This window comes from Desulfocurvus sp. (assembly GCF_023230885.1).
Lineage (GTDB): Bacteria > Desulfobacterota > Desulfovibrionia > Desulfovibrionales > Desulfovibrionaceae > Desulfocurvus.
In genome coordinates, this window is the sequence record NZ_JALNWM010000241.1 from 1 (window position 1) to 4444 (window position 4444).

Here is a 4444-nt window from a genome sequence, read left to right on the forward strand (position 1 = left end):
GGAGAAGAATCCCGCCGCCGCCGGGGAAACGGTCAACGATGTCTTCCGCTATTTCCACAACCTCAAGGGCAACAGCGGCATCATCGGCTACCGCGAGCTCAACGGCCTGACCCACGAGGCCGAGACCCTGCTGAACCGCGTGCGCAAGGGCGAAATGGCCACCTCCAACGCCATGATCGACCTGCTCCTTGGCGTGGTGGACATGATCGAGACGCTCATCGGGGCCATCGACATGAGCGCCTCGCAGGTGACCCCCTGCGACACCTCCGCCCTGGTGGCCCGCCTCCAGGCGGCGGTGGAGAGCGGCGAGGTCGCCCCGACGGGCGAGGCCGACACGCCAGGCCGCGCCGCGCCGCCCGCCGCCCCCCAGGCCCCGCCGCCCGCCGAGGCGCCGCAGGACGGCCCGGAGGTGGATGTCGAGGACCTCAAGGTTTTCGGCGAAACCGTGGGCCAGCAGCTGGCCAACATCTCCCTGGCCCTGGAGACCCTGGAGCGGGACCCGGGGCAGAAGGACTATGTGGACGGGCTGTACCGGTCCCTGGTGTCGGTGCAGAACTCCGCGCAGTTCATGGGCCTGGACGACATCAAGATCAACGCCGAACGCACGGCCGGGCTGGTGGCCCAGGCCCGCGACGCGGACCTGGATTTCGCCCTGATGGTCGACATCCTGCGCCAGGAGTGCGCCATCATTTCCGACCTCGTGGCCCGGGAGCTCGAACGCCTGGGCGGGGACGAACCCGTGGAGGAGGAACTGGTCTCGGCCATGGACGAGGACGCCCCGGCTCCCTCGCCCCCGGCACCCCCCGCGCCCCCGGCCGGGGAGGGCCGGCCCGCCCCGGCACCGGACGAGGACGAGGACGAGGCGTCCACCGTGGTCCAGGCCCCGGCGCCCGTGCGCTCCGCCGCCGGGCCCAGGGGCACGGACCGCACCCCCGCCGCCCGGCCCGCGCCGCCGCGCCCCGAGGCCGAGGCGTCCGCCGCGCCCGCCGCAGGCGCGGCGGCCGCCGCCGGCAAGAAGCCCAAGGTCTCCTCCACCATCCGCGTGGACCACGAGAAGCTCGACCACCTGATGAATCTCATCGGCGAGCTGATCATCAACCGCAATCGTTTCGCCATGCTGGCCCGCAGCCTGGAAACGGGCGGGCAGCACATCGACGTGTCCGAGGTCGCCTCGAGCCTGACCGAAACCACCTACGCCATGGCGCGCATCTCCGACGACCTGCAGGACACCATCATGAAGGTGCGCATGGTCCCGGTGAGCACGGTGTTCTCGCGTTTCCCGCGCCTGGTGCGCGACCTGTCGCGCAAGAGCGGCAAGAAGGTCGAGCTGATCATGGAAGGCGAGGAGACCGAGCTGGACAAGAGCGTCATCGAGGAAATCGGCGATCCGCTGGTCCACATGATCCGCAACTCCGTGGACCACGGCCTGGAGGCCAACGAGGACCGCGATGCGGCGGGCAAGCCCGAGACGGGCCGGGTGTGGCTGCGCGCCTACCACCAGGGCAACTCCGTGGCCATCGAGGTCGAGGACGACGGGCGCGGCATCGATCCCGCGAAGATGCGCGAGGTCGGCGTCAAGAAGGGCATGGTCACCCCCGAGGAGGCCAAGGCCCTGGACGACCAGCAGGCCATCGGCCTGATCTTCGAGCCCGGGTTCTCCGGCGCCGAGAAGGTCACGGACATCTCCGGGCGCGGCGTGGGCATGGACGTGGTCAAGACCAACATCAAGAACCTCAAGGGCTCGGTGAACATCAACACCGAGGTCGGCCGGGGCACGCGCTTCACCATCGCCCTGCCCCTGACCCTGGCCATCATCGACGCCCTGATGGTCAAGGTCGCCGGAGACACCTACGCCCTGCCCCTGGAGGCCGTGTCCGAGACGACCAAGATCGAGGTCCGCCGCTTCACCGAGGTCAACGGCCGCAAGGCCGTGACCCTGCGCGGCGAGGTGCTGGGCATCATGGACCTGTGCGAAATCCTGGAACTGCCCGCCAACTCCGAGAAGCGCGACATCGTGCCCATCGTGGTCATCCAGGACAACAACCGCCGCCTGGGCCTTGTGGTCGATACCCTGCTGGAACGCCAGGAGATCGTCATCAAGCCCCTGGGCGACTACCTGGGCAACAAGGAGGGCATCTCCGGCGCGACGATCATGGGCGACGGCTCCGTGGTGCTGATCCTCGACCCGCACGAGATCTACCGCATGTCCACCAGCCGGGTGGGCTCGGGCATGTAGGCCGCCCGCCGCGAACGGCGGGACCACGCGACGCGGCCCGCAGCGACGAGAAGTCGCTGCGGGCCGCATTGCATCCGGGCGGGCGCGGGCTGGCTAGGGCTGGATCTCCACCCCCCGCGAGATGAAGGAGATGCCCTGGTTGGAACTGGTGCCGATCATCACGGCCTCCATCAGGGGCGGGTTCAGGGGCTCGTCGGCGCTCCAGCGGACCACGAAGTTCGCCCCCGAGCCGCCGTCGTTGTCGCTTTCGTCGACGATGAACTCCAGCGTGCCCATGGGCCGCACGAACTGGGGCGCGTCGATGAGCCCGCGCACGAGCCCCCCGTGGCTGTTGTAGAAGTCCACGGCCTCCACGCGGAAGCTGCGGGTAAGGTCCACGTTGCGGATGGACAGGGTGCAGGTCAGGGGGAAGGGGCGGTTCTTGGGCCCGTGGTAGACATGGGAGTAGACGGGCACATAGACGGTCTGCCCCGTGGCGGGCGGCCGGGCCTCGGCGGCGTGGGCCACCAGGGCGCAGGCGAGCAGGGCGAACAGGGCCAGGGCGATGCTGCGGACGGCGGGCATGGGGTTCCTCCGGGTTGGGCTGGATCACTCTAGCACCCCGGGGGCCCGGCGGTAAACCCCGCCGGGCTCCGGGCTACGCGCCTGCGGGGGCGGGCAGGAACAGCGTGGCCTGCAACGCCGCGAAGGCACCCGTCGCGCCCAGCAGGGCCAGGGCCGCCAGCCAGACGGCGGGCTTCATGCGCAGGGGCGCGCTCGCGCGCCAGACCACGGCCCACAGCGCGCAGGCCAGCCCCAGGGCGCCGAGCCCGCCTGCGGCCAGCAGGGCCGGGCCCTGGGCCCCGGGAGGCCAGGCCCCGGGAATCCGGGTGCAGGCCCAGGCCTGGGCTCCGGCCGCGGCCAGCCCCAGCGGCAGCGCCCAGCCCGCCAGCCGCCCCAGGGCGAAGCCGTAGTAGTCGCGCCCGAAATCGTCGCGGTTGCGGCGCAGCAGCAGATAGACCTGGCCGAAGCCTGCGGCGCAGGCGAGCATGGTCAGGGCCGAGGCGGCCAGCAGCGGACCGAAGGCCGGAACGAACACGCCGCGCAGCATCACGATATGCGGCCCGGCCGCGACATACCACGGGTTCAGGGGCGCGAGCTTCATGGCCAGGGAGGTGCCCAGCAGCAGCGGCCCGCCCAGGGCGGCGAACAGCCCCAGGGCCCGGTGGCGCCCCTGGTGCTCGCGGGCCGAGGGCCAGGTCAGGGCATAGGCCAGGGCGAACAGCAGCGTCCAGGCCAGGGCCAGGGCCGGTGGCGCGGCCAGCTCGGGGACCGCCGTCCAGGGCCAGAGGGTTTCGGGAAAGCGCACCCAGAGTACGGCCACCCCGCCGGCCACGGCCGCCACGGTATAGCACAGGAACAGCACGCCCAGGCCGCTGAGCTGGCGGGCCAGCTTCTTGAGGAAGGCCATCCGGCGCATGGCGCCCAGGGCCTCGCACCACCAGGCCAGGGCAAAGGCCCCCAGGCCGACGTAGACGGCGCACAGGTGCAGGGCCAGGAGCAGGAACACGGCGGCCAGGGCCGGGGAAGGTTCGGGAAGCTGCATCGTCGGACTCCTTGTGCGAGGGCTTGCCCCGGGCGGGGCGCGGGCTCCCGGCAGGGCGGCCCGGACGCAAGGAGTTGTGCCCGAAAAACAGTTTTTGGGCAAGGCCGCCCTGGGCGTCCACACGCCTTCCAGGTGCTCGGCGCCCTTGAACTTTCCGCGCCCCTGGCCTATGAGGGAGCGATGCCGTTTTCCACCATCCGCCAGGGAGGGACCATGCCCCGCTTGCTCCGTCTGGCCACCGTGGTCCTTGCGCTGGCGGCCCTTGCGGGTTGCGCCGGGCGCGACGAGGGCTCCCGGGGGTTCCCGCAGGCCGCCGACAGCCAGCAGTGGCGCCTGGGCGCCCTGGAAGCCCGGGCCCTGGCCCAGCGGGACGCCCAGCAGGCCCTGGCCGCCCGGGTGGACGACCTGGAGCGGCGCGTGGGCGCCCTGGAATCCGGGCCCGGCCCCGTGTCGGAACCGCTGCTGGACGCCGCTCCCGGCCAGGGGCTGGCCCGGCCCGCCGCCCCGGAGCAGGCCCCGTCCGCCGCTGCCCCGGCCTCCGCCGCCGCCCCGGAGCAGGCCCCGCCCGCCCCGGCCCCCGGCCAGGCGTGGGAGGCCCATCCCGGCCTTGCGCCCCGGGCCCC

Annotated in this window: 3 protein-coding genes and 1 pseudogene; 2 read left to right on the forward strand and 2 right to left on the reverse strand. The window is 72.2% G+C overall.

All coding sequences use genetic code 11. From position 1 onward, the window contains the following. Window positions 1–2236, forward strand: a 2236-nt coding sequence (locus M0P34_RS13900; RefSeq protein WP_291500174.1) for a chemotaxis protein CheA, incomplete at its 5' end; no start/stop codon positions are given. A gap of 93 nt (window positions 2237–2329) precedes the next feature. Here the strand turns inward: M0P34_RS13900 and M0P34_RS13905 are convergent. Further along, window positions 2330–2800: a DUF3124 domain-containing protein gene (locus M0P34_RS13905; RefSeq protein WP_291500176.1), complete on the reverse strand. Its 471-nt coding sequence runs from the start codon at window positions 2798–2800 to the stop codon at window positions 2330–2332. A 73-nt stretch (window positions 2801–2873) separates the two neighbouring features. Then, on the reverse strand, window positions 2874–3821 hold the full coding sequence (locus M0P34_RS13910) for a hypothetical protein (RefSeq protein WP_291500178.1): 948 nt from the start codon (window positions 3819–3821) through the stop codon (window positions 2874–2876). 213 nt (window positions 3822–4034) lie between these two features. Between M0P34_RS13910 and M0P34_RS13915 the strand changes: the two are divergent. Next, window positions 4035–4444, forward strand: a pseudogene (locus M0P34_RS13915) (hypothetical protein); the annotation flags it as partial.